This window comes from Klebsiella sp. Q2, assembly GCF_009900705.1.
Taxonomy (GTDB): domain Bacteria; phylum Pseudomonadota; class Gammaproteobacteria; order Enterobacterales; family Enterobacteriaceae; genus Klebsiella; species Klebsiella quasipneumoniae.
This window is the reverse complement of record NZ_JAAABE010000001.1, coordinates 1,080,311-1,104,218: the sequence shown is the minus strand read 5'-3', so window position 1 is coordinate 1,104,218 and position 23,908 is coordinate 1,080,311. Positions and strand designations below refer to the sequence as shown.

Below are 23,908 nucleotides of genomic sequence, written 5' to 3'. Positions count from 1 at the left end.
GATACATAGGGTTAATGACAGAATGTTAACGACAGGAAGCGAGGAGTGGTGGCGAACCCTGCAGGGGCCGCAGTCCCGCGCAGTGGATGGCGCCATCGAGGTGACGTTCTGGTGGCGGGATCCGGCAGGGGATGAAACGCGTTCTCCACGCCGTCGGGTATGGCTCTATATCACCGGCGTGACCGACCACCATCAAAATGCGCGGCCGCAATCGCTGCAACGTCTGCCCGGGACCGACGCCTGGTGCTGGCGAACCACGCTGTCGCCGACCTGGCGCGGCAGCTACTGCTTTATTCCTTCCGACCGTGACGATGATTTTTCCCCTGAGGTGTTCAGCGCTGATAAGCCGGACCGCGCGCTGCTGCGCGAAGGCTGGCGCAAACTGCTGCCGCGGGCGATAGCCGATCCGCTGAACCCGCACAGCTGGCGGGGTGGACGCGGCCATGGGGTCTCGGCTCTGGAGATGCCGCAGGCGCCGGCGCAGCCCGGCTGGGACCAGCTTAATGCAGCGCATTCTCCCGCTCGTTGCCTTGAGTGGCGCAGCGCGCGTCTGGGCAACCATCGCCGGGTCTGGATCTACACCCCCGGCGAGGCCGTCGATCCGCAAACACGGCCGCTGGCGATCCTGCTTGACGGCCAGTTCTGGGCCGAAAGCATGCCGGTGTGGTCGCCACTGGCCGCGCTGACCCGCGAGGGGAGACTGCCGCCGGCGGTCTACCTGCTGATCGACGCGATCGATAACCAGCGCCGCGGGGTTGAGCTGCCCTGTCATCGCGATTTCTGGCTGGCGGTGCAGGAGGAGCTCCTGCCCCTGGTCCGCGGCCATGCTCTGTTCAGCGACCGCCCGGATCGGACGGTGGTGGCCGGGCAAAGCTTCGGCGGCCTGGCGGCGATGTTCGCCGCCCTCAACTGGCCGCAGCGCTTTGGCTGCGTGCTCAGCCAGTCAGGCTCCTACTGGTGGCCGCATCGCGATGGCCGCGGGGAGGGCTTTATCGGCGAACGTCTGCGCCAGGGCGAGGCGTCCGCGGCCGGGCTGCGCATCTGGCTGGAGGCGGGCCAGCGTGAACCGATTATTTTTCGCGCCAACCAGGCGCTGCTGGCGCAACTCACCACCACGCAGCAGACAATTTTCTGGCGTCAGGTTGACGGCGGGCATGATGCGCTCTGCTGGCGAGGCGGGCTGACGGCAGGGCTTATCCAGCTCTGGCAGCCTCTGCTGTCGCCCCCTTAGCACAGCGCTTTACGACAGGAGTTTGATATGCAATTCAGTAACCCCTTCGACAATCCGCAAGGGCAGTTTTACATTCTGCGCAATGATCAGCAGCAGTACAGCCTGTGGCCGGCGCACTGCGACCTGCCTGCCGGCTGGGCGGTGGTGTGCCCCCCGCAGTCGGCCGAGGCCTGCAACGCCTGGCTGGCGGCCAACTGGTCAACCCTGACCCCCGCCCATCATGCGGCATAAGGAGCTGACAATGACCACTCGTTTACCGCTGGTTGCCGCGCAGCCGGGGATCTGGATGGCCGAGCGCCTCTCCACTCTGCCAGGCGCCTGGAGCGTGGCCCACTATGTTGAACTGCGGGGCGCGCTCGACCCGGCGCTGCTGGGTAAGGCGATTGTCGCCGGTCTGCAGCAGGCAGACACCCTCAGCCTGCGCTTTGAGGAACAGGAGGGGGAAGTCTGGCAGTGGGTAGCGGCGGAGCGCACCTTTGCCGAACCGCCCATCATTGACCTGCGTACGACGCCGGATCCGCATCGTGCCGCCACGGAGCGGATGCAGGCAGATCTGGCGCAGGATCTGCGCGTCGACGGCGGTAACCCGCTGGTGTGCCATCAGCTGCTGCGCGTCGGCGACGACCGCTGGTACTGGTATCAGCGTTATCACCATTTGCTGGTGGATGGCTTTAGCTTCCCGGCGATAACCCGGCAGATCGCCGCCATCTACCGCGCCTGGCAGCGCGGGGAAGCCACTCCTGAGTCGCCTTTCACCTCCTTCGCCGAGGTGGTGGACGAGTACCAGCGCTACGCCGGCAGCGAGGCCTGGCAGCGGGATAAAGCTTTCTGGCAGGCCCAGCGTCAGGCGTTACCGGCTCCCGCCTCACTCTCTGCCGCGCCGCTGGGCGGACGCGCCGCCGGGAGCGATATCTGGCGGATGAAGCTGGAGATGAACGCCGACGCCTTCCGCCGCCTGGCCAGCCATGTGCCGCAGTGTCAGCCCGCTGATCTGGCGCTGGCGCTCACCACGCTGTGGCTGGGCCGCCTGTGCAACCGGATGGACTACGCGGCGGGCTTTATCTTTATGCGCCGGATGGGCTCAGCGGCGCTGACCTCGACGGGGCCGGTGCTCAATGTCCTGCCTCTGGCGGTGCATATTGACGCCCAGGAGACGCTGGCGGACCTGGCGATGCGCCTCGCCGCTCAGCTGAAAAAGATGCGCCGCCATCAGCGCTATGACGCCGAGCAGATCGTCCGCGACAGCGGCAAAGCGGCAGGGGACGAACCGCTGTTTGGCCCGGTGCTGAACGTCAAACTCTTTGATTACCAACTGGATATCGACGGCGTCGAGGCGGTGACCCATACTCTCGCCACCGGCCCGGTCAACGATCTTGAGCTGGCGCTGTTCCCCGATGAGACCGGCGGCCTGTCGCTGGAGATCCTCGCCAACAAGGCCCGGTATGATGAAGCCGAGCTGCGTCGCCACATGGCGCGACTGACCGCGCTGCTGGCACAGTTTGCCGCCGATCCGACGCTGCGCTGCGGCGACGCGGAGATGCTCTCCGCCGACGAGCTGACCCGGCTGGCGGCGGTCAACGATACCGCTATGCCGCTGCCTGCCACCACCCTCAGCGCGCTGGTGGCCGACCAGGCGCGGAAGACTCCTGATGCCCCAGCGCTGGCGGATGCAAACTGGCAGTTCAGCTATCGCGAGATGCGTCAGCAGGTGGTGGCGCTCGCGCAGCTGCTGCGTCAACGCGGCGTGAAGCCGGGCGACAGCGTGGCGGTGGCCCTGCCGCGCTCGGTGTTCCTGACCCTGGCGCTGCACGGCATTGTCGAAGCGGGGGCCGCCTGGCTGCCGCTGGACACCGGCTACCCGGACGACCGTCTGCGGATGATGCTGGAAGACGCCCGGCCGTCGCTGCTGATCGCCTCGGAGGATCAGCTGGCCCGCTTCAGCGATATCCCCGGGCTGGAGAGCCTCTGCTACCAGCAGCCGCTGGCCGTTGCGGATGACGCGCCGCTGGCGCTGTCAAAACCGGACCATACCGCCTACATCATCTTTACCTCGGGCTCCACCGGACGGCCGAAAGGGGTGATGGTCGGCCAGACCGCCATCGTCAACCGCCTGCTGTGGATGCAGGATCGCTATCCGTTATCTGCCGACGACGTGGTGGCGCAGAAAACACCGTGCAGTTTTGACGTTTCGGTGTGGGAGTTCTGGTGGCCGTTTATCGCCGGCGCGCGGCTGGTGATGGCCGAGCCGGAGGCGCACCGCGACCCGCAGGCGATGCAGCAGTTCTTCGCCCACTACGGCGTGACCACCACCCACTTTGTGCCGTCGATGCTGGCGGCGTTTGTCGCCTCGCTGGATGCCGACAGCGTCGCCGCCTGCCGCACGCTGCGGCGGGTATTCTGCAGCGGCGAAGCGCTGCCGACGGAATTGTGCCGCGAGTGGGAGCGCTTGACCGGCGCGCCGCTGCATAACCTGTACGGCCCGACGGAAGCGGCGGTGGACGTCAGCTGGTATCCGGCCTGCGGGCCTGAGCTGGCGGCGGTGACCGGCAGCAGCGTGCCGATTGGCTGGCCGGTATGGAACACCGGGCTGCGCATTCTGGATGCCGCGATGCGCCCGGTGCCGCCGGGGGTGGCGGGGGATCTTTATCTCACCGGCATTCAGCTGGCGCAGGGCTACCTGGGGCGTCCGGACCTCACCGCCAGTCGCTTTATCGCCGACCCGTTTGCCCCCGGCGAGCGGATGTATCGTACCGGCGACGTGGCGCGCTGGCTGGCGAACGGCGCGGTGGAGTATCTTGGCCGCAGCGACGATCAGCTGAAGATCCGCGGGCAGCGCATCGAGCTTGGCGAGATTGACCGGGCGATGTCGGCCCTGCCGGACGTGGCGCAGGCGGTGAGTCACGCCTGCGTCTTCAACCAGGCGGCGGCGACCGGCGGCGATGCCCGGCAGCTGGTGGGCTATCTGGTCTCTGACTCCGGCCTGCCGCTGGATACCGCGGCGCTGAAAGCGCGGCTGGCGGAACAGCTGCCGCCGCATATGGTGCCGGTGGTGCTGATGCAGCTCGCTGACCTACCGCTCAGCGCTAATGGCAAACTGGATCGCAAAGCGCTGCCGCTGCCGACCCTCGGCGGCGAGCGCAGCGGCCGGCCGCCGGAGCCCGGCATGGAAACTCTTGTCGCCGCCGCCTTCAGTCAGCTGCTGGGCTGCGAGGTGAATGATATCGACGCTGATTTCTTTGCCCTCGGCGGCCATTCGCTGCTGGCGATGCGCCTGGCGGCACAGCTTAGCCGCCAGCTGGCGCGACAGGTGACCCCGGGGCAGGTGATGGTGGCCTCGACGGTGGGCAAACTGAGCGCGCTGCTGGCGGCCGATCTCAGCGATGAGCAGGCTCAGCGACTGGGGCTGGATACGCTTCTGCCGCTGCGCGAGAGCGACGGTCCGACGCTGTTCTGCTTCCATCCGGCCTCCGGCTTCGCCTGGCAGTTCAGCGTGCTGGCGCGCTATCTCAGCCCGCGCTGGTCAATTACCGGTATTCAGTCGCCGCGCCCGCAGGGGCCGATGGCCAGCGCCGCCAGCCTCGACGAGGTCTGCGAGCATCATCTGCAAACGCTGTTGGCGCAGCAGCCGCACGGCCCTTATTACCTGTTCGGGTATTCGCTGGGCGGCACCTTAGCCCAGGGCATTGCCGCCCGCTTGCGCCAGCGCGGCGAAGCGGTGGCCTTCCTCGGCCTGCTGGATACCTGGCCGCCGGAGACGCAAAACTGGGCGGAGAAAGAGGCTAACGGGCTGGATCCGGCGGTGCTGGCGGAGATTGCCCGCGAGCGCGAAGCGTTTCTTGCCGCCCAGCAGGGGCAAGCCTCCGGCGAGCTGTTCAGCGCCATCGAAGCCAACTATGCCGATGCGGTACGGCTGTTAACCACCGCGCACAGCGCGAAGTTTGACGGCAAGGCGACGCTGTTCGTGGCGGAGAAGACGCGGCAGGCGGGGATGGATCCGCAGGTCGTATGGGGCCCATGGGTGGGCGAGCTGGAGGTGTTCAGCCAGAACTGCGCCCACGTCGACATTATCTCCCCGCAGGCCTTTGAAGCCATCGGCCCGGTGGTCAAGGAGATTCTGGGATAACGGTTGAGTTCGGGCTACAGCAGGTAGCCCGGCTCAGGGTAGCGCAAGCCGGGGAAAGGGAGAATTACCGGCGGCCCAGCGGCACCACCAGCGGCGTATGCGCCACCGGATCCTCAATGATCGTGCAGCGCAGGCCGTAAATTCGTTCAATCAGTTCCGCCGTGACGATCTCCTTCGGCGCCCCCTCGGCGACGATCTTGCCGTCGCGCAGGGCGATCAGGTGGGTGGCGTAGCGGCAGGCCTGGTTAAGATCGTGCAGCACCGCCGCCAGGGTATAGCCCTTCTCGCGATTCAGCTCGCTCAACAGCTCCAGCAGGTCGATCTGATGGCTGATGTCCAGCCAGGTGGTCGGCTCATCCAACAGCATGATCTCTGTCTCCTGGGCCAGCACCATCGCAATCCACGCCCGCTGGCGCTGGCCGCCGGAGAGCGTATCGACGCTCTGCAGCGCCAGGTCGCTGATTCCGGTCGCCCGCATTGCGTTGTTTACCGCCGCTTCATCTTCTTTGCGCCAACGGGTGAACAGCGGCTGGTGCGGGTAGCGCCCGCGGGCCACCAGCTCCTGCACCGTGATATCGCCAGGAGTGGTGGCATTCTGCGCCAGCAGTCCGATGCGGCGGGCAACCTCTTTCGTGGCATATTGCTGGATCTGCGCGCCGTCGAGCCAGACATGGCCGCTGGCCGGCGTCATCAGGCGGCTGAGGGTGCGCAGCAGCGTCGATTTGCCGCAGCCGTTGGGGCCGATAATGGCGGTGAAGTGGCCGTCAGGGATGGTCACGTTCAGCGACTCGGCGATAGTCTTGTTCCCGTAGGCCAGGGTTAACTGCTCGCCGCGCAAACGGGAGGGGACAGCACTCATTTTTTGCGGGACTCCTGAATCAACAAAGCAATAAGGTAAATACCGCCGAGGCTGACGGTTAGCACGCCCACCGGCAGTTGCCAGGGCATAAACAGCCGCTGGGCGCCGTAATCGGCCAGCGCCAGGAGCAGCGCGCCGCACAGGGCAGACTGGGTTAATCCCCAGCGGGCCGTGCCGCTCAGGCGGCGGGCGATATGCGGCGCCACCAGCGCGATAAATGAGATTGGCCCGGCCAGCGCCGTCGAGGCGGCGGTGAGCACCACTGCCACCAGCATCAGCAGCAGGCGCGAGCGTTCGACCTGCACCCCCAGCGCGCAGGCGGTATCGTCGCCCATCTCCAGCAGCCGCATCCGGCGAACCAGCAGGGCGCTGCCCACCAGCATCAACAGGATCAGCGGCGCTGACGGCCAGGTTTTACCCCACGTCAGGCCGTTAAGCGATCCGGCGTTCCACAGGCCCGCAGAAAGGGCGGTCTCCAGCGAGGCGCGCAGCAGCAGCCAGGTGTTGAATGCCACCAGCATGGCGCGCACGCCGATGCCGATAATGATCAGGCGGAAGGTCTCGATCCCGTTGCGCCAGGCCAGCAGCCAGACCACCAGCGAGGTCAGCACCCCGCCGGCCATCGCCGCCAGGGCGATCGCCGTCAGGTTCTGGCCGAAGAGCACCATCGCCACCAGCACGCCGCTCCAGGCGCCGGTGTTAAAGCCCATCACGTCCGGGCTGCCGAGCGGGTTACGGGTCAGCGACTGGAAAATGGCGCCGCTGACGCCGAGCGCGGCGCCGATGAGCAGCGCCATTAACACCCGCGGCAGCCGCCATTCGTTTACCACCATCGTGACGTTGCGCGGCGCGTCGCCGAACAGCGCCGAGAACACCTGGTCAATCGTTAGCGGCACCGGGCCTTGCGCCAGCCCGAGCAGGGAAATCAGCAGGCTGGCGGCCATCAGCAGCAGACAGCTGGCTATCAGGCGGCGGGACGGGGCAATCACAGGCCACCTCCCCGCGGCTGGCGGCGCACCAGCCAGATCAGCACCGGCGCGCCGAGAAAGGCGCTCACCACCGATACCCGCAGTTCGCCGGGCACCAGCAGGCGGCCAATCACGTCGGCAAACAGCAGCAGCGCCGGGGTGGCGAGCAGGGTGACCGGCAGCGACCAGCGATGATCGGCCCCCACCAGCCAGCGCGCCATATGCGGCATCATCAGACCGATAAAGGCGATAGGGCCGACGACGGCGGTGGCGCTGCCGCACAGGACGGTGATAACGATCAGGCCGATCAGCTGGGTGCGGGCGACGCGGCTGCCGAGGGCGGTGGCGGTATCGTTGCCGAGGCTCAGGCTGTTAAGCGCCCGGCTCAGCAGCAGGGCGGCGATCCCCGCCACCACCACCGGCAGCAGGACAATTTTCAGCGTCTGCAGGGTGCGGATATCCAGCGAACCGGCCTGCCAGAAGCGCAGCTGATCGTAGACGTCGGGGTTGAGCAGGGCGATGCCGTTGGACAGCCCTTCCAGCACCGCCGCAAGGGCGACCCCGGCGAGGGTGAGGCGCACCGGGCTCAGCTGGCCGCCGCCCTGGCTGCCGGTGAAGGCCACCAGCAGCGAGGCGCAGAGCGCGCCGCAAAACGCCAGCAGCAGCTGCTCCTGTGGAGAGGTGATCCCGAACAGCGCCGCGCCGAGGACGATAGCGAAGCTGGCGCCGGAGTTGACCCCCAGCAGGCCGGGGTCGGCCAGCGGGTTACGGGTGAGCGTCTGCATCAGCGCGCCGGCGAGACCGAGGGCGATGCCCGCCAGCAGACCGGCCAGGGTGCGCGGCAGGCGCGCATCCAGCACGATGGTGCAGTCGGCGCTTTGACAGGTTCCGCTAAAGGCGGTGAATACCGTGCCGATCGGCAACGATTTGGCGCCGATGGTCAGGCTAAGCGCGGCGGCTAAGGCGAGTAGTAGCAACAATCCGGGCACGGCGACAGAGCGTACCGCGGTCGTAGAAAACGACATAACTGACATCCCTGATATGATAATGATAGTAATTATCGTTATCGATTTTATTCAGCTATGGTAGCATGACCCACAGGAAAAAGGGTATTAAAAATAACGACAAGGCGCTGTAATGAACCGACAATCCTGGCTGCTTAACCTCAGCCTGCTGAAAACTCACCCGGCGTTTCGCGCCGTTTTTATCGCTCGCTTTATCTCTATTCTGTCGCTTGGTCTGCTGGGCGTGGCCATCCCGGTGCAGATCCAGATGATGACCCATTCGACCTGGCAGGTCGGGTTGTCGGTGACCTTGACCGGCGCGTCGATGTTTATTGGCCTGATGGTGGGGGGCGTGCTGGCTGACCGCTATGAGCGCAAACGCCTGATCCTGCTGGCGCGCGGCACCTGCGGCGTGGGCTTTGTCGGCCTGTGTCTGAACGCCCTGCTGCCGGAGCCGTCGCTGGCGGCGATTTATCTGCTGGGGATCTGGGACGGTTTCTTCGCCTCTTTAGGTGTGACCGCGCTGCTGGCGGCGACCCCGGCGCTGGTGGGGCGGGAAAATCTGATGCAGGCCGGGGCCATCACTATGCTGACGGTGCGCCTGGGCTCGGTGATTTCGCCCATGATCGGCGGCCTGCTGCTGGCCTCCGGCGGCGTGGCGTGGAACTTCGGCCTGGCGGCGGCGGGGACGTTTATCACCACCTTAACCCTGCTGCGTCTGCCGCAGCTGCCGCCGCCTCCGCAGCCGCGCGAGCATCCGCTGCGTGCCCTGCTGGCGGGGCTGACCTTCCTCTGTCAGAGCCCGCTTATCGGCGGGATTGCGCTGCTCGGCGGCCTGCTGACCATGGCCAGCGCGGTGCGGGTGCTCTATCCGGCGCTGGCCGGGAGCTGGCAGATGTCGGCCGGACAGATTGGCCTGCTGTACGCCGCGATTCCGCTCGGCGCGGCCCTGGGGGCGTTGACCAGCGGCCAGCTGGCCCAGACCGTGCGGCCGGGCGCGCTGATGCTGGCGACGACGGTGTGCTCCTTTGTCGCCATTGCGCTGTTCAGCCTGATGCCGCACTGGGCGTTGGGCGCGCTGTGCCTGGCGCTGTTTGGCTGGCTGAGCGCTATTAGCTCGCTGCTGCAGTACACCCTGATCCAGACCCAGACGCCGGAACATATGCTCGGGCGGATTAACGGTCTGTGGACCGCCCAGAACGTTACCGGCGACGCCATCGGCGCGGCGCTGCTCGGCGGGTTAGGGGCGGTGATGACGCCGGTCGCTTCCGCCAGCGCCAGCGGCTGGGCGCTGGCCCTCGTCGGCGTGCTGCTGGTGGGGCTGCTACGCGAGCTGCGCCGCTTCCAGCGCCCGGAAATCGTCAAAGAAAGTTAAGTAGGGGGCGATTGCCCGGTGGCGGCTGCGCCTTACCGGGCCTGGGGGGGGCATTGTAGGCCGGGCAAGCGCAGCGCCGCCCGGCAAAGCGTTCAGGCTGGGTTCCCGTCCTGATGGCACAGCCCGCGTTAGCCGAACAGGCTGGAGAGACGCTGGAGCACCAGCAGGGCGCTGTAGTAGTCAAGACGGAAGGTCTCGGTGCCCAGCGGGTAGACGCGTTTCCCTTCGACCGCCGGGAGATGCGCCAGCAGCGGGTTGGCGTAGATGGCATCGACATCTTTCTGGTCGCCAGCGAACAGGAACAGGCTCTGGCCGTTCAGTCCGGCCGCCAGGTTCTCCCCGCCCAGCTGCACGATATCGTGGCGTTTGCCCTGGCTGTGGCTGGCGGGCAGGCCGCCTGGCAGCGTCGCCAGACTAAAGCCCAACTGCTGGAGCATCTGCCCCTGGGCCGATTCCGGCGTCCAGATATTGGCGCTGTGCGCGGCCGCGGTATAGACGAGGGCGGTGACCGGCTGCGGCGGTAGCTTCATTTTTTCTTTTAACGAAACGAGCTGTTTATTGAAGTCGGCGATGCGCGCGCTGGCCTGCTGCTCATGGCCGGTGATCTGCCCCAGCTGGGTGAGCAGCGTTTGCCAGCTTTTATCGTCATAGTTGATGACCAGCGTTGGGGCGATCGTTTTGAGCTGATCGTACAGCGGCAGGGCGGAGTCGCCGCCGGTGGCGCTCACCAGGATCAGATCCGGCATCTGGGCGGCCACCGCTTCCGCGCTCGGTTCGCCGATATACAACCGCGCCAGCTTGCGGGCTTTGGCGACCTCGCTCCACTGGCGCAGAAAGCCCTGGCTATCGGCCACGCGGTTGTTCGGGGTGGTGGCGCCGCTGGCGACCACCGGGGCGTCAATCGCCAGCAGCGAGCCGGTGAGGGTCACGCTGGTGGAGACAATGCGCAACGGCTGGCTCGGCAGGGTGTGTGTCCCGTAGCTGTCGGTGACCTGACGCGGCCAGTCCGCCGCCTGGGCTGAGGTAATTCCTAAAAACAACAGCATGCCGGTCAGCGCACCGCGGCGGCAAAAAGAAGAGAAGTTCACGTCAACGCATCCTGATTCGAAGGGTAATAAATGCGTCTCATTTTCAACTTTGCGTTGACAGGATGCAAGCCAAAGTGGCGGCGCGATGACGTAACGCGGTTGACATGGCGGGCAATACCTTTTAGGTTAGCCAACCAAAATACAAATGATAATTATTCGTAATATATTTATCGTTTTTGGAGGATGATATGGAAACGTCACTGGCTGAGGATGTACAGAAACCTACCCGGACCTTGTCGCCGGACAGCTTCTTCTTTATGTCGCCGTACCGCAGTTTTAGCACCTCAGGCTGCTTCCGCCGCCTCTCAGCGCCCGCTGTCGGCGGCGATGCGCTGAACGGCGAGTTCCAGCAGCAGATGGCCGCCGCCTTTGCCGAGGCCCGGGCGGCGGGGATCCGCAAGCCGGTGATGGTCGGGGCCATCCCGTTCGACACCTGTCAGCCTTCCGAGCTTTATATCCCCGAGCGCTGGGAAGCGTTCTCGCGACCGGAAAAACAGCGTTCCGCCCGCTATGCCGCGCCGCTGGAGGCGATGGCGGTGGTGGAGCGCCGGGAGATCCCGGAGCAGGACGCGTTTCTAGCCATGGTGGAACGCACCGCCGCGCTGACCGCCACCCCGGAAGTCGACAAAGTGGTGCTATCACGACTAATCGATATCACCACCCGCGATCCTGTCGATAGCGGCGCCCTGATGGAGCGCCTGATCGCTCAGAACCCCGCCAGCTTTAACTTCCATGTGCCGCTCGCCGACGGCGGCGTGCTGCTGGGCGCCAGCCCGGAGCTACTGCTGCGTAAAGAAGGGGCGCACTTCAGCTCACTGCCGCTGGCCGGCTCCGCCCGCCGCCAGCCTGACGATGTGCTGGACCGCGAAGCGGGCAACAGGCTGCTGGCGTCCGGCAAAGATCGCCATGAGCACGAGCTGGTGACCCAGGCGATGAAGAGCGTGCTGGGCCCGCGCAGCAGCCAGCTGTCGCTGCCGTCATCGCCGCAGCTGATCACCACCCCGACGCTCTGGCATCTGGCGACGCCGATCGAAGGCACGGCGCTGGCGGAAGAAAATGCCATGTCGCTGGCCTGCCTGCTGCATCCGACTCCGGCGCTGAGCGGCTTCCCGCACCAGGCGGCGAAGCGCCTGATTGCCGAACTGGAACCCTTCGACCGTCAGCTGTTCGGCGGCATCGTCGGCTGGTGTGACGATGAAGGCAACGGCGAATGGGTGGTGACCATCCGCTGCGCGCGTCTGCAGCAGCGTACGCTGCGCCTGTTTGCCGGCGCGGGCATTGTTCCGGCCTCCTCGCCGCTGGGCGAATGGCGCGAAACCGGCGTCAAACTGACCACCATGCTTAACGTATTTGGCTTGAATTAAGAGGCAAGGATGATTGCATTTACCCGTTGGCCGGATGAGTTCGCGGCCCGCTATCGTCAAAAAGGCTACTGGCAGGATCTGCCGTTAACCAATCTGATCACCCGTCACGCAGAAAACGACGCCGTGGCGATTATCGATGGCGATCGACACATTAGCTACCGCCAGTTTAACCAGCGGGTGGACAACCTTGCCTGCTCTCTGCAGCGTCAGGGACTGAAGCGCGGAGAAACCGCGCTGGTGCAACTGGGCAACGTCGCCGAGTTTTACATCACCTTCTTCGCGCTGCTGCGCATCGGCGTCGCGCCGGTGAACGCGTTGTTCAGCCACCAGCGCAGCGAGCTTAACGCCTACGCCGCGCAGATTAAGCCGGCGCTGCTGATCGCCGACCGCGAGCACGCGCTGTTTGCCGACGATAGCTTCCTCCATGCGTTTATTGCTGAACATGCTTCCCTGCGCGTGGCGCTGCTGCGTAACGACGGCGGCGAGCGCGATCTGGCGACGGAGATTAACCGCCCGGCGGATAACTTTATCGCCAACCCAACACCTGCCGACGAAGTGGCCTTTTTCCAGCTCTCCGGCGGCAGCACCGGGACGCCGAAGCTGATCCCGCGCACCCATAACGATTACGACTACAGTATCCGCCGCAGCAACGAGATCTGCGGGATCAACGCTGAGACGCGCTACCTCAACGCGCTGCCGGCGGCGCATAACTATGCGATGAGTTCCCCGGGTTCGCTCGGCGTTTTCCTCGCCGGCGGGCGGGTGATCCTCGCCGCCGACCCGAGCGCCACCCTCTGTTTCCCGCTGATTGAACAACATCAGATCAACGTTGCCTCGCTGGTGCCGCCGGCGGTCAGCCTGTGGCTGCAGGCCATTCACGAATGGGGCAGCAACGCGCAACTGCAATCGCTGCAGCTATTGCAGGTCGGCGGCGCGCGCCTGTCGGCGACCCTCGCCGCGCGCATTCCGGCGGAAATCGGCTGCCAGCTGCAGCAGGTGTTCGGCATGGCGGAGGGGCTGGTGAATTACACCCGCCTTAACGACAGCCCGGAGCGGATCATCCATACCCAGGGCTGCCCGATGTGCCCGGACGATGAAGTGTGGGTGGCAGATGCCGAGGGCAACCCGCTGCCACGCGGCGAAGTGGGCCGCCTGATGACCCGCGGGCCCTACACCTTCCGCGGCTACTACAACAGCCCGCAGTATAACGCGGAAGCCTTCGACGCCGAGGGTTTCTACTGCTCCGGCGATCTGATTTCGATCGATGAAGACGGGTATATCACCGTTCAGGGCCGGGAAAAAGATCAGATCAACCGCGGCGGCGAGAAGATCGCCGCCGAAGAGATCGAAAACCTGCTGCTGCGCCATGAGGCGGTGATCCACGCCGCGCTGGTCAGCATTGAAGACAATCTGCTGGGCGAGAAGAGCTGCGCTTACCTCGTGGTGACCTCGCCGCTGCGCGCCGTCGCGGTGCGCCGCTTCCTGCGCGAGCAGGGGGTGGCTGAATTTAAACTGCCGGACCGCGTGGAGTGCGTAGCCGCGCTGCCGCTGACGCCGGTGGGCAAAGTCGATAAGAAACAATTACGTCAGTGGCTGGCCGAAGGCAAGCTGGGCTGAAGGAGAACAGAAAATGGCAATCCCTAAATTACAGGCTTACGCGCTGCCGGAAGCCAGCGATATTCCGGCGAACAAAGTCAGCTGGGCCTTTGAACCTTCCCGCGCCGCGCTGCTGATCCATGATATGCAGGAATACTTTCTCAATTTCTGGGGCGAAAACAGCGCGATGATGGAAACAGTGGTGGCCAATATCGCCGCCCTGCGCGACTTCTGCAAACAGAACGGCATTCCGGTGTACTACACCGCCCAGCCGAAAGAGCAGAGCGATGAAGACCGCGCCCTGCTGAATGATATGTGGGGGCCGGGGCTGACCCGTTCGCCGGAGCAGCAGCAAGTGATTGCCGCCCTGGCGCCGGACGAAGACGACACCGTGCTGGTGAAATGGCGCTACAGCGCGTTTCATCGCTCGCCGCTTGAAGAGATGCTGAAAGAGAGCGGCCGCGACCAGCTGATCATCACCGGCGTTTACGCCCATATCGGCTGCATGACCACCGCCACCGACGCCTTTATGCGCGATATCAAACCGTTCTTTGTCGCCGACGCGCTGGCGGACTTCAGCCGCGAAGAGCACCTGATGGCGCTGAAATACGTCGCCGGCCGTTCCGGCCGCGTGGTGATGACCGAAGAGCTGTTGCCGCTGCCGGCCAGCAAAGCGGCGCTGCGCGCGCTGATCTTGCCGCTGCTCGACGAATCCGACGAACCGCTGGATGATGAAAACCTGATCGACTACGGTCTGGATTCGGTGCGGATGATGGCCCTCGCCGCCCGCTGGCGCAAAGTGCACGGCGATATCGACTTCGTGATGCTGGCGAAAAACCCGACCATCGACGCCTGGTGGGCGCTGCTTTCCCGCGAGGTGCAATAATGGCGGCGCTGGATTTTCGCGGCCAGACCGTGTGGGTGACTGGTGCCGGTAAAGGCATTGGCTATGCCACCGCGCTGGCTTTTGTGGAGGCCGGGGCCAACGTCACCGGTTTCGACCTCGCCTTTGACGGCGAACGCTACCCGTTTGCCACCGAAACGCTGGACGTCGCCGATGCCGACCGGGTACGCGAAGTGTGCAGCCGCCTGTTGGCGAACACCGAGCGATTAGACGTGCTGGTGAACGCCGCCGGGATCCTGCGCATGGGCGCCACCGACCAGCTGAGCGCGGAAGACTGGCGGCAGACCTTCGCGGTCAACGTCGGCGGGGCGTTTAATCTGTTTCAGCAGACGATGGCCCAGTTCCGTCGCCAGCGGGGCGGGGCCATCGTCACCGTCGCTTCCGATGCCGCGCATACGCCGCGTATCGGCATGAGCGCCTATGGCGCCTCGAAAGCGGCGCTGAAAAGCCTGGCGCTAACCGTCGGCCTTGAGCTGGCGGGCAGCGGGGTGCGCTGTAATCTGGTGTCGCCGGGTTCTACCGATACCGATATGCAGCGCACGCTGTGGGTCAGCGACGATGCGGAGCAGCAGCGGATCCGCGGTTTCGGCGAGCAGTTTAAGCTCGGCATCCCGCTGGGTAAGATTGCCCGCCCACAGGAGGTCGCCAATACCATTTTGTTCCTCGCCTCTTCTCACGCCAGCCATATCACCCTGCAGGATATCGTGGTAGACGGCGGCTCGACGCTGGGGGCGTAAATGGCCTGGAAACGAGCGCTCACGCTGGCGGCGCTGAACGCCAGTAGCGAAAACACCCTGGTGGCGCATCTAGGGATCGTCTACACCCGGCTGGAAGCTGGGCTGCTGGAGGCGGAAATGCCGGTGGATGCCCGCACCCATCAGCCGTTTGGCCTGCTGCACGGTGGGGCCTCAGCGGCGCTGGCGGAGACGCTGGGGTCGATGGCCGGCTGGCTGATGACCGAAGAGGGGCAGTGCGTGGTGGGCACCGAGCTGAACGCCACCCATCACCGGGCGGTCTCCAGCGGGAAAGTGCGCGGCGAGTGCCGCCCGCTGCATCTTGGCCGGCAGAGCCAAAGCTGGGAGATTGTGGTGTATGACGAGAAGGGGCGGCGCTGCTGCACCTGTCGTCTGGGCACCGCGGTGCTGGGCTAAGGAGCCGCTATTGCCCCGGCTCGCGCTACGCTTAGCCGGGCTACGGTTTTGACGCCCGGCGGCGCTGCGCTTGCGCGGGCCTACGGTCTGCCCCGGCCTTCCGGGAATGTCTCAGCGATGTTGAGACCGCCAACACCGGCAGTTTCAGTCAGCATCGATGCCGTTGTAGGCCGGGTCAGCGCAGCGCCACCCGGCAAAATCACGGCGTAACTGGACCGATTCGGTCATCGACTGGCAACCCGCATAATCCTTTCATTCATTTTCCAGCCTTAAGTGATCTCGCTAGCAATGTGAGACAAATCTCTGTGGGTGGACGGCATCTGCGCTGTTTCGATGTTGTTAAATTCTGCGTTGTGATCTAGAAACAAAATGTAACATCCTGATTACCCTACCGGTGGACCACAACAATGAATAATTCAGGGAAATACCTTATCTGGGCACTGCTCTCCGTGATCGGAGCCTTTGCCCTCGGCTACATTGCTTTAAACCGGGGTGAGCAGATCAACGCGCTGTGGATTGTCGTCGCGGCAGTCTGCGTTTATCTGATCGCGTATCGTTTTTACGGCCTGTATATCGCCAAAACCGTGCTCGGCGTCGATTCGACGCGCATGACGCCCGCGGTGCGGCATAACGATGGCCTCGACTATGTCCCGACTGACAAAAAAGTGCTGTTCGGACACCATTTTGCCGCCATCGCCGGCGCGGGGCCGCTGGTGGGCCCGGTGCTTGCCGCGCAGATGGGCTATCTGCCGGGGATGATCTGGATCCTCGCCGGCGTGGTGCTGGCCGGGGCGGTGCAGGACTTTATGGTGCTGTTCGTCTCCACCCGTCGCGACGGCCGTTCGCTGGGCGAACTGGTGAAAGAGGAGATGGGGGCGACCGCCGGGGTGATTGCCCTGGTGGCGACCTTTATGATCATGGTGATCATCCTCGCGGTGCTGGCGATGATCGTGGTCAAAGCGCTGACCCACAGCCCGTGGGGAACCTATACCGTGGCCTTTACCATTCCGCTGGCGCTGTTTATGGGGATCTATATTCGCTATCTGCGCCCGGGGCGCATTGGCGAAGTCTCGGTGATTGGCCTGATATTCCTGGTGTTCGCCATTATCTCCGGCGGCTGGGTAGCGGAAAGCCCGACCTGGGCGCCGTTCTTTGACTTTACCGGCGTCCAGCTCACCTGGATGCTGGTGGGCTACGGCTTTGTCGCCGCGGTGCTGCCGGTCTGGCTGCTGCTGGCCCCGCGCGACTACCTCTCCACCTTCCTCAAAATCGGCACTATCGTCGGTCTGGCGATCGGCATTCTGATTATGCGTCCGACCCTGACCATGCCGGCGCTGACCAAATTTATTGACGGTACTGGCCCGGTATGGACTGGCAACCTGTTCCCGTTCCTGTTTATCACTATCGCTTGCGGCGCGGTGTCGGGCTTCCACGCCCTGATTGCCTCCGGTACCACGCCGAAGATGCTGGCGAATGAAAATCAGGCCTGCTTTATCGGCTACGGCGGCATGCTGATGGAATCCTTCGTGGCGATTATGGCGCTGGTCGCCGCCTGTATCATTGACCCGGGCGTCTACTTCGCGATGAACAGCCCGATGGCGGTGCTGGCGCCGGCGGGAACCACCGATGTGGTGGCGTCGGCGGCGCAGGTGGTGAGCGGTTGGGGCTTTGCGATTACCCCGGAAACGTTGACGCATATCGCTAATGAGGTGGGCGAGCAGTCCATCATCTCCCGCGCCGGCGGGGCGCCTACGCTGGCGGTGGGCATGGCCTACATTCTCCACGGCGCGCTGGGCGGGCTGATGGACGTCTCGTTCTGGTACCACTTTGCCATTCTGTTTGAAGCGCTGTTTATCCTGACGGCGGTGGATGCCGGCACCCGTGCGGCGCGCTTTATGCTGCAGGATCTGCTGGGTGTGATCTCCCCGAACCTGAAGCGTACTGATTCGTTACCGGCTAACCTGCTGGCGACGGCGCTGTGCGTGCTGGCGTGGGGCTACTTCCTGCATCAGGGGGTGGTCGATCCGCTGGGCGGTATTAACACCCTGTGGCCGCTGTTCGGTATCGCCAACCAGATGCTGGCGGGGATGGCGCTGATGCTCTGCGCAGTGGTGCTGTTCAAGATGAAACGTCAGCGCTATGCGTGGGTGGCGCTGGTGCCGACGGCCTGGCTGCTGATCTGTACCCTCACCGCCGGCTGGCAGAAAGCCTTCAGCCCGGACAATAAAGTGGGCTTCCTGGCGATTGCCAACAAGTTCCAGGCGATGATCGACAGCGGCAAAATCCCGGCGCAGTATACCGAGTCGCAGCTGGCGCAGCTGGTGTTTAACAACCGTCTCGATGCCGGGCTGACCATCTTCTTTATGATCGTGGTGGTGGTGCTGGCGCTGTTCTCGATTAAAACCGCGCTGGCGGCGCTGAAGGAGAATAAACCGACGGCGAAAGAGACACCCTATGAGCCAATGCCTGAAAACCTGGACGCGATGGTGACCCAGGCGAAAGGGGCGCATTAACCTGTGTGCCGGGTGGCGGCTTCGCCTTACCCGGCCTGTCTTTCTGATCCTCCCTCTCCCTTTGGCAGAGGCTCGGGGTGAGGGAAACAAAAGAGAAATGACTTATGTTTGACACCCTTTCCAAAGCAGGTAAGTACCTGGGCCAGGCCGCCAAAATGATGATCGGCGTGCCGGATTACGACAACTACGTCGAGCACATGCGCGTCAACCATCCGGATCAGACGCCAATGACCTGGGAAGAATTTTTCCGCGAACGCCAGGACGCTCGCTACGGCGGCAAGGGCGGGGCAAAGTGCTGTTAACCCTCTTTCGGCAGATAGAGGCTGATCTGCTCCTGCTTACAGCCGTAGAGCGCCGCCAGCTTTTCGCGGGTGCGCTTCTGCGGCCGGGAGTCCAGCGCTTCCAGCTGTGACACGGCGGACTGGCTGATGCCCAGTTTGTCGGCCACCTCCTGCTGGGATAACCCACGCAGGATACGCCACGCGGCCTGCAGGCTGACGTTCTCGCTATGCATGATGTCGCACACTTCACCCGGTAAACCTACGTTATCGTAGATATCTGATTCGTAAGGGATGTCTTCCCAGTCGTTTTCATCATCGTCATCATACTCAAGCATGGCTAAACGCATGCGAAAATATTCACCGTAGGGAATGACAACATACTGTTTTTTTCCTTCTTCATCCTTTATGAACTGAATAGTCATATTCCGTATGCTCCTCATGAAGGTAGGTGGTGGTTGTCCGGCGTTTTACCGCCACTACGTAACAGGTATCACCCGGCGGGTCTCCGAAGGTGTAAATGACCCTGTAATCACCTAATCGCAACCTGTAGTGGTTTTCGGGAGAAGATAATTTCTTGATATCCGCGACAGGTGATGTTTTATCATCCATCTTCTCCAGCCTGAATTTAATGCGGTTCTGATATCGCGTATCGATTTTAGAAAATTGCTTCTCTGCTATTTTTGACCAGACAATCTTCATCCGTACCTCCACTGTACGCCCACACAGAATATAAGGAAATAATAAGACTATTAGATAAATTCCGAATTTCTAATGGGTTACTGTAGAGCGGAGAAAAACCGGGAGAAAGCGGCAAAACGGGAACCGTCGAGGGTGCTCGGGAAGGCCTCTGCCGGACGACAGAGGCTTGCAGGAAATGTGCGATCAGGCGTTCAAACCACCGTCCACATCGAGACCGGTGCCGGAGATCTGCCCGGCGGCCGGGCTGGCGAGGAAGGTGACCGCCGCGGCGATGTCTTCCGGCTGGCCGTAGTGGCCTAACGCAATAAGTTGACGCTGAGCATCGGCCTGCTCGCCGTCTTCCGGGTTCATATCGCTGTTGGTCGGACCGGGATGGACGAGGTTAACGGTGATACCGCGGGGGCCTAAATCGCGCGCCAGGCCGCGGGTCAGGGAGTTGAGAGCGGACTTGGTCATTGAGTAAACCGCGATGCCCGGCTGCGCCACGCGGTTAGCCAGACAGCTGCCGATGTTGATGATGCGGCCGCCGTCGGACATATGCACCAGCGCCTCCTGGATAGCGATAACCACCCCACGAATATTGACGTTAATAAGCGCGTCAATGTCCGCCAGCGTCATGGACTCCAGCGGGCCGCCGCGCGCGATCCCGGCGTTGTTGACCAGAATATCCAGCCCGCCGAGGGACCGCGCCGCATGGGTCACAGCATCCTGTATCGCCTGCGCGCTGGCGCTGTCGGCCTGCACCGCTTCACCGTGCCTACCCAGCGCCTTTATTTCCTCGGCGACCGCCTAGGCTTTATCGGCCGATTTTTCATACGTTATAACCACATCGGCGCCGGCGCGCGCCAGCGACAGCGCGATAGCGCGCCCCAATCCACGGCTGGCGCCGGTAACCAGCGCCTTCTTACCTGTTAAATCGATCTGCATGATGACCTCGTTGCGAGAGTGGTGAGCATCATCATTAGGTATAGACGGTCGGGGTGATTAACGGCTGAAGTATTCCACCTTCTCAAACGCCGCGCGCAGAACCCCAGGGGTTAAGGTCACCGGTAAATAATGAATCGACTCGCCCGGGCGCAGGGTATGGGCAATGACCCGGTCAAGCTCTGCGCGGTTATTGATATCAACCTCCAGCGCCGCCAGCGTCGCCGGCAGGTTAAAGCGCTGCCAGGCCTGCACCAGCTGCGCCAATACCTCATCCTGACCGAGCAGGGCGCTTTGCACCAGAATGCCGTAGGCCACCTTGGTGCCATGGAGGAATTTATCCGTCTGCGGCAGCACCGTCAGCCCGTTGTGCACCGCATGGGCGGCGGCGACCCGGGTGTAGCGTTCCCCCAGCCCGCCAACCATCCCGCCGCCGGCGATAACTGCATCCACCACATCGCGAAACGCCTGGGTCAGCTCGCCGCGGCGCTGGTCCGCCAGCGCCGTTTCGCTGCTGTCCAGCAGCACGTCGCGGATCGCCAGCGCGCCGTTAATCCCCAGCCGCACGGTGAGCGGCAGAGCCTCCGGCTGCGGGGCCAGTACCACGGCCTCATACCATTTGGCTAAGGTGTCGCCAATGCCCGCCAGCAGGTACTCCGCCGGGGCGTTGAGAATGATGCGCGGCTCGACCAGCACCAGGAAATTCGCGTCATCGAACATCTCAAAATTCAGCGCCTGTCCGGCGTCGCTGTACCACACCGACAGCGGCGTCCACGCCGCGCAGGTGGCGGCGATGGTCGGGATGGCCACCAGCGGAACCCCCAGGCGGCGGGCCAGCACTTTCGCGCTGTCGAGCAGCGCGCCGCCGCCGACGCCAATCACTACCGCCCGATCGTCACCTGAGGCCTGTACCAGCCCCGCCACGTCGCGTTCGCTGCAGTGGCCGGTAAAGCGGATCTTTTTCGCTTCCGGCAGGTGGAAGGCCGCCGGCAGAAAAGGCTCGGCGCCGGCCAGGGCGCGCTCGCCATAGACCCACACCGCCCGCGACAACTGGTCGGCGTTAAAAAAATCGCTCAGCCGCTCAAGGCTGCCAGAATGGGAGTAATAGTTGGCCGGGCCGGGCACGACGCGGATATCGCTGTTGCTCATGGGTGCTGTCCTTATTGGTGTTGGGCTAACCTGATGTTATGTCTGGACATCCAGATGGCTAATATTATTTCGTTGTATCTTATGCTTTTTACGCAGTTGTCAGCCAGCGGCGGCTATGAAAAATTCGTTAAATCAGAAGATTAATTGCCGCACGGGAGCAGTGATGAGCGCGAATCGCCTTGAGATGCATAACATTAGCCTGGCCTTCTCCGGCTTTCAGGCGCTGAACAAGGTGGCCTTCACCCTTTATGGCGGGTCGGTGCATGCCCTGACCGGCGCCAACGGCGCGGGTAAGTCGACGCTGATGGCCGTGTTGTGCGGCACCCACGCCCACTATGAAGGCGAGGTGACGATCAACAACCAGCCGGTCACCATTCGTTCGCCGCGGGATGCCAAACAGCTGGGGATCCACCTGGTGCAGCAGGAGGTGGACGTGGCGCTGGTGCCGGGCCTGAGCATTGCCGAAAACATCATGCTGGACAGGCTGGCTGAGCCGGGGACGACCTTCCGCTGGGCGCGGGTTCGGCAGCTGGCGCGCGAGGCGCTGGCGCAGCTGGACGTGGCGCTGGACGTCAGGCGCTCTATTGATAGCTGCACCCTTGCTGAAAAACAGCAGATCCTGCTGGCCCGCGCCCTGTCGCACCATTGCCGCTTTTTGATTCTGGATGAACCCACCGCGCCGCTGGATCAGCATGAAAGCGAACGCCTGTTTGCGGTGGTGCGCCGTCTGCAGCAGCAGGGGATCGGGGTGGTGTTTATTTCGCACCGTATTCACGAGCTGAAGGCGATCTGCGACACCCTGACGGTGCTGCGTGACGGGCGGTTGATTGAGAGCGGCCCGATGGCGCCGCTGAGCGGGGAACAGATTGTCGAAAAGATGCTGGGCCACGAGCTGAGCGATATCTTCCCGCCGCCGCGACCGCCGCACGGTGAAGAAGTGCTGCTGCAGGTAGAAGGGCTGCACGATGAGGCGCTGCTGCAGGATATCTCGCTGCGCCTGCGCAAGGGGGAAATTCTTGGTATCGCTGGGCTGGCCGGCGCGGGCAAAACTGAGCTGTGCAAAGCGCTGTTCGGCGCCAGCAAAAGCCGGGTACAGCGCGGCGAGCTGAACGGCCAGCCGTGGCGGCCGCGCGATCCGGCCGATTCGGTAGGGCGCGGCCTGGCGCTGGTCCCGGAGGAGCGGCGCAAAGAGGGCATTTTCATCGAAGAGCCGATCGCGATGAACCTGGCGGTCAGCGCCGATAACAGCTTTTCGCGCTGGAGCCTGTTCGGCCATCGGCAGGCCTGGCGCTGGGCGGAGGAGGTGATTGCCCGCCTCGGCGTGCGCGCCACCGGTCCCGGTCAGACGCTGCGCCGTCTTTCCGGCGGCAATCAGCAGAAAGTGGCCATTGGCAAATGGCTGCGCAGTCATGCCAATGTTTTGATTTTTGACGAACCGACCAAAGGGGTCGATGTGAAAGCGAAAACCGATCTGTTCATGCTGATCGATGGTCTGGCGCGGGAAGGCAAAGGGGTGATTTATGCCTCGGGTGAATTCGCCGAGCTGGTCGGTTTATGCGACCGCATCTGCGTACTGTGGGACGGACGGATCGTGGCGGAGATCCCCGGCGCGGAAGCCCGGGAAGAGACACTGCTTTATTATTCAACCGGAGGAGCGGCAGCGTGAGCAAGGCCCTGGCAGTGAACGCGACGGTATCGGGCCGTCAGCGATTTTTTGATTTTCTCTATAAGTGGGGCATGTTGCTGACCGTGGTGCTACTGGTGGCGGTCTTTGGCCTCGCCTCGGACAATTTCCTTGACCCGTTCAACATCATCAACATTCTGCGCTCGATTGCCATCGTGACGGTGATTGCCATTGGGGTGTCGATTTCCCTCACCATCGGCGGCTTCGATCTGTCCGTCGGATCGACGGCGTCGCTGGCCAACGCCCTGGTGATCTCCCTGTTCGTCTGGCATGGCCTGGGGACCACCGAAGCAATCCTGATCACCCTCGTGCTCTGCACTCTGGTAGGGCTGTTTAACGCCTTTCTGATCGTGGTGCTGCGCATCCCCGACATGCTCGCCACCCTGGCCAGCCTGTTTGTGATTCAGGGGGTGGCGATGACCTACAGCTACGGCGGGTCGATTACCGAAAACATGGTGCTGCCGAGCGGCGAGATGGCGGAAGGCACCATCCCGGCGGCGTTTGGCGCGCTGGGCCAGGTGCCGACTATCGTCATCATCATGCTGGTGGTAACGCTGGTCGCCCAGCTGGCGCTGTCGTTCACCACCCACGGCCGGCGGATGTACGCCATCGGCGGCAACCCGGAGGCGGCGAGGCTCTCCGGCCTGCGGATCACGCGTTATAAAGTGGCGGCGTATGTGATTGCTTCGCTGCTGGCCGGGCTGGGCGGCATTCTGCTGGCCTCGCGCATCGGATCCTCGCAGGTTAATGCCGGCGGCGGCTATCTGATGGACGCGGTGGCGGCGGCCTGGATCGGCTTTTCGCTGGCCGGTTCCGGGAAACCGAACGCCCTGGGGACGCTGGTGGGGGCGGTGATCCTCGGCGTGCTCTCCAACGGCCTGGTGATGCTCTCGGTGCCGTATTACGCGATGGACATTATTAAAGGGCTGGTACTGGCTGGCGCGCTGGCACTGACCTATTTTCAGCGCCGTACTTAACATTTTACAGGGTAAACC

General features: G+C 63.6%; 20 protein-coding genes and 1 pseudogene. 13 read left to right on the top strand and 8 right to left on the bottom strand.

Going from position 1 to position 23,908, the window contains the following annotated elements; genetic code table 11:
- Window positions 1-22: 22 nt before the first annotated feature.
- The 3 genes from fes to entF are packed head-to-tail and all read left to right on the top strand — an operon-like array spanning window position 23 to window position 5,354.
- Window positions 23-1,231, top strand: coding sequence for an enterochelin esterase (fes, locus tag GT756_RS05450; RefSeq protein WP_160124583.1), 1,209 nt, complete (start codon window positions 23-25; stop codon window positions 1,229-1,231).
- A gap of 27 nt (window positions 1,232-1,258) precedes the next feature.
- The gene (locus GT756_RS05445) at window positions 1,259-1,462 is read left to right on the top strand and encodes an MbtH family NRPS accessory protein (RefSeq protein ID WP_135682954.1); all 204 of its coding nucleotides are present in this window, start codon (window positions 1,259-1,261) and stop codon (window positions 1,460-1,462) included.
- Window positions 1,463-1,472: 10 nt separating this feature from the next.
- Window positions 1,473-5,354 carry an enterobactin non-ribosomal peptide synthetase EntF gene (gene entF, locus GT756_RS05440; protein ID WP_135682956.1) on the top strand — a complete coding sequence of 1,294 codons (3,882 nt, stop codon included), beginning with the start codon at window positions 1,473-1,475 and terminating at the stop codon, window positions 5,352-5,354.
- A 64-nt stretch (window positions 5,355-5,418) separates the two neighbouring features.
- On the opposite strand, the gene fepC is transcribed toward entF, so the two are convergent.
- The 3 genes from fepC to fepD are packed head-to-tail and all read right to left on the bottom strand — an operon-like array spanning window position 5,419 to window position 8,206.
- Window positions 5,419-6,213: an iron-enterobactin ABC transporter ATP-binding protein gene (fepC, locus tag GT756_RS05435; protein WP_004885728.1), complete on the bottom strand. Its 795-nt coding sequence runs from the start codon at window positions 6,211-6,213 to the stop codon at window positions 5,419-5,421.
- Window positions 6,210-7,202, bottom strand: a complete 993-nt coding sequence (gene fepG / locus GT756_RS05430; RefSeq protein WP_049004480.1) for an iron-enterobactin ABC transporter permease — start codon at window positions 7,200-7,202, stop codon at window positions 6,210-6,212. The genes fepC and fepG overlap by 4 nt, the downstream gene beginning before the upstream one ends.
- The gene (fepD, locus tag GT756_RS05425) at window positions 7,199-8,206 is read right to left on the bottom strand and encodes a Fe(3+)-siderophore ABC transporter permease (RefSeq protein ID WP_004885733.1); all 1,008 of its coding nucleotides are present in this window, start codon (window positions 8,204-8,206) and stop codon (window positions 7,199-7,201) included. The genes fepG and fepD overlap by 4 nt, the downstream gene beginning before the upstream one ends.
- Window positions 8,207-8,318: 112 nt before the next feature.
- On the opposite strand from fepD, the gene entS reads away from it, so the two are divergent.
- Window positions 8,319-9,560 carry an enterobactin transporter EntS gene (entS, locus tag GT756_RS05420; protein ID WP_017899055.1) on the top strand — a complete coding sequence of 414 codons (1,242 nt, stop codon included), beginning with the start codon at window positions 8,319-8,321 and terminating at the stop codon, window positions 9,558-9,560.
- Between the two features lie 128 nt (window positions 9,561-9,688).
- On the opposite strand, the gene fepB is transcribed toward entS, so the two are convergent.
- Window positions 9,689-10,606, bottom strand: a complete 918-nt coding sequence (gene fepB, locus GT756_RS05415; RefSeq protein WP_153650209.1) for a Fe2+-enterobactin ABC transporter substrate-binding protein — start codon at window positions 10,604-10,606, stop codon at window positions 9,689-9,691.
- A gap of 230 nt (window positions 10,607-10,836) precedes the next feature.
- Here fepB and entC point away from each other — a divergent pair, with 230 nt between their 5' ends.
- The 7 genes from entC to GT756_RS05380 all read left to right on the top strand — a co-directional run bounded on the left by entC (window position 10,837) and on the right by GT756_RS05380 (window position 18,478).
- Complete coding sequence (gene entC, locus GT756_RS05410) at window positions 10,837-12,012, top strand: isochorismate synthase EntC (protein ID WP_160124582.1); 1,176 nt, start codon at window positions 10,837-10,839, stop codon at window positions 12,010-12,012.
- A 9-nt stretch (window positions 12,013-12,021) separates the two neighbouring features.
- Window positions 12,022-13,629 carry a (2,3-dihydroxybenzoyl)adenylate synthase EntE gene (gene entE, locus GT756_RS05405; RefSeq protein WP_153245276.1) on the top strand — a complete coding sequence of 536 codons (1,608 nt, stop codon included), beginning with the start codon at window positions 12,022-12,024 and terminating at the stop codon, window positions 13,627-13,629.
- 13 nt (window positions 13,630-13,642) lie between these two features.
- Window positions 13,643-14,494, top strand: a complete 852-nt coding sequence (gene entB / locus GT756_RS05400) for an enterobactin biosynthesis bifunctional isochorismatase/aryl carrier protein EntB (protein ID WP_017899057.1) — start codon at window positions 13,643-13,645, stop codon at window positions 14,492-14,494.
- An 8-nt stretch (window positions 14,495-14,502) separates the two neighbouring features.
- The gene (gene entA, locus GT756_RS05395) at window positions 14,503-15,249 is read left to right on the top strand and encodes a 2,3-dihydro-2,3-dihydroxybenzoate dehydrogenase EntA (RefSeq protein WP_094333914.1); all 747 of its coding nucleotides are present in this window, start codon (window positions 14,503-14,505) and stop codon (window positions 15,247-15,249) included.
- Complete coding sequence (gene entH, locus GT756_RS05390) at window positions 15,250-15,663, top strand: proofreading thioesterase EntH (protein ID WP_023319943.1); 414 nt, start codon at window positions 15,250-15,252, stop codon at window positions 15,661-15,663.
- Between the two features lie 407 nt (window positions 15,664-16,070).
- Window positions 16,071-18,176, top strand: coding sequence for a pyruvate/proton symporter CstA (gene cstA / locus GT756_RS05385; RefSeq protein WP_043521693.1), 2,106 nt, complete (start codon window positions 16,071-16,073; stop codon window positions 18,174-18,176).
- A gap of 104 nt (window positions 18,177-18,280) precedes the next feature.
- Complete coding sequence (locus GT756_RS05380; protein WP_004885759.1) at window positions 18,281-18,478, top strand: YbdD/YjiX family protein; 198 nt, start codon at window positions 18,281-18,283, stop codon at window positions 18,476-18,478.
- Here GT756_RS05380 and GT756_RS05375 read toward each other — a convergent pair.
- The 4 genes and pseudogenes from GT756_RS05375 to GT756_RS05360 all read right to left on the bottom strand — a co-directional run bounded on the left by GT756_RS05375 (window position 18,475) and on the right by GT756_RS05360 (window position 21,229).
- Complete coding sequence (locus GT756_RS05375) at window positions 18,475-18,879, bottom strand: helix-turn-helix transcriptional regulator (RefSeq protein ID WP_004885761.1); 405 nt, start codon at window positions 18,877-18,879, stop codon at window positions 18,475-18,477. The genes GT756_RS05380 and GT756_RS05375 overlap by 4 nt on opposite strands.
- A complete protein-coding gene (locus tag GT756_RS05370; RefSeq protein WP_080841219.1) occupies window positions 18,854-19,156 on the bottom strand; it encodes a type II toxin-antitoxin system RelE/ParE family toxin in 303 nt (100 codons plus the stop codon). Before GT756_RS05370 ends, GT756_RS05375 begins: the two co-directional genes overlap by 26 nt.
- 183 nt (window positions 19,157-19,339) lie before the next feature.
- Window positions 19,340-20,083 (bottom strand): annotated as a pseudogene (locus GT756_RS05365) (SDR family NAD(P)-dependent oxidoreductase).
- A 57-nt stretch (window positions 20,084-20,140) separates the two neighbouring features.
- Complete coding sequence (locus GT756_RS05360) at window positions 20,141-21,229, bottom strand: oxidoreductase (protein WP_043521687.1); 1,089 nt, start codon at window positions 21,227-21,229, stop codon at window positions 20,141-20,143.
- A gap of 163 nt (window positions 21,230-21,392) precedes the next feature.
- Here GT756_RS05360 and GT756_RS05355 point away from each other — a divergent pair, with 163 nt between their 5' ends.
- Entirely contained in the window at window positions 21,393-22,895 is a 1,503-nt protein-coding gene (locus tag GT756_RS05355) for a sugar ABC transporter ATP-binding protein (RefSeq protein ID WP_004885779.1), read from the top strand.
- A complete protein-coding gene (locus GT756_RS05350; RefSeq protein WP_004885781.1) occupies window positions 22,892-23,890 on the top strand; it encodes an ABC transporter permease in 999 nt (332 codons plus the stop codon). The genes GT756_RS05355 and GT756_RS05350 overlap by 4 nt, the downstream gene beginning before the upstream one ends.
- Window positions 23,891-23,908 lie beyond the last annotated feature (18 nt).